General features: G+C 71.0%; 2 protein-coding genes and 1 pseudogene. 1 reads left to right on the top strand and 2 read right to left on the bottom strand.

Going from position 1 to position 1,264, the window contains the following annotated elements; translation table 11 throughout:
* A pseudogene (locus tag MFF42_RS25545) lies at window positions 1-554 on the top strand (dimethylmenaquinone methyltransferase); the annotation flags it as partial.
* Window positions 555-575: 21 nt separating this feature from the next.
* On the opposite strand, the gene MFF42_RS25540 reads toward MFF42_RS25545, so the two are convergent.
* Both MFF42_RS25540 and MFF42_RS26720 read right to left on the bottom strand, forming a co-directional pair.
* Entirely contained in the window at window positions 576-800 is a 225-nt protein-coding gene (locus MFF42_RS25540) for a hypothetical protein (RefSeq protein WP_238258771.1), read from the bottom strand.
* A 148-nt stretch (window positions 801-948) separates the two neighbouring features.
* The coding region (locus MFF42_RS26720) for a DUF6894 family protein (protein WP_444980426.1) at window positions 949-1,264 on the bottom strand (316 nt) is incomplete at its 5' end.

Here is a 1,264-nt window from a genome sequence, read left to right as displayed (position 1 = left end):
CGGGCCATCCCTGGCACGACCGCTTCGTCTCCGACCTGCTGATGGCGGCGGCCGGCCGGCTGCGGGCGGGCGCCACCCCGGCCGAGCTGGAGCGCCGCTCGGGCGAACTCCGCGCCGGCCTCGTCGACGGGCTGCTGGCCGGGGAAGCGGGCGACGACCCGACGCTCACCGCGCGCCAGCGGCTCGCCCGCGCGCTCGCCCGCTCGGACGCGCTGTTCCACCCCCTCTCGGACGGCACGCTGCTCTCCTTCGGCCTCGATTCCGGCACCTTCCAGCGGGTCTCCGACCAGGTGATGGAGGCCGGCCGGGCCAAGCGGGTCGTCAACGTGCAGCGGGCGGGCACGCTCTCGTTCCGCTCCATCGACGGCACGGCGCTGGACGGCGCCCGCGCCTTCCGCGGCGGCGGCCACCGCGACGCGGCCGGCGGCAAGCTGCCGAACGGGAGCGCGCATTCACGGGAGGACGCGATCGCCCAGGTCGAGCCGGTGCTCAACCCCCCGCCCCCGGATGTCTCCGGCAGCCCCTTCGCCGCGCTGAAGAACTGGAAGGGGTGAGCCGATCGAGCGGGATCGGCCTCAGATCCTCAGGTTCAACGGCAGGTCGAACAGCGTCGAGTGATCGACGTAGCTGACCCGCAGGGTGTGCTCGCGGTCGCCCTCCGGCAGGGCATCGGCCTCGCGCAGGACCCGGATCATCTCGCGGGCGGCGCGGAAGGCCATGCCGCAATCGGGGCAGTCGCGCGTCTCCGTCGGTCCGATGGTCCGGCCGTTCCGGCACAGCGCGAAATGGAAGAGAGGCATCCGGGCGCCGGTCTCCGAAGCGGGGCGGGGACCGGTGGTGCAAGCCTCGCGCCGCTGCGACGCCGAGGACGGCCGAGGCTACGTCGCCTCGTTGTTCAAGGTCAGTCCCGCATAGGTCAGCGTGCCGGTATAGACGATGGCACCGCTCTCATCGCGGACACAGGACGGTGAAGGCACGCTGGTTGCCGTCCTTGGGGATCTCCCAGCGCGCAATTTCCGGCAGGAAGATCATCGCCTCCCGGCGGACCGCATCCAGGTCGGCGCATTCCGTCCCGTCTTCGTCACGATGGAAGGCGCCATCATGCGTGTCGAAGAAGTAGCGCGGCACGTCGGTCTCCGAGTCTGGTCCAGGCTTCATCAGCCAACCGCGCATGACGGGGACGGGTTTCGATGCGCGGTCCGCAAGGGATGGGATCGCCAAAGAAAAACCCGTCGGCGCGAGCCGGCGGGTTTTTCTTTGGCGA

It is taken from the genome of Methylorubrum podarium, from assembly GCF_022179745.1.
GTDB lineage: Bacteria > Pseudomonadota > Alphaproteobacteria > Rhizobiales > Beijerinckiaceae > Methylobacterium > Methylobacterium podarium.
This window is presented reverse-complemented; position numbering and strand designations above follow the sequence as displayed.

What these genes read in the sequence shown, in the direction of transcription:
- MFF42_RS25540 (WP_238258771.1), bottom strand. Translation starts at nt 800, where the DNA reads ATGCCTCTCTTCCATTTCGCGCTGTGCCGGAACGGCCGGACCATCGGA.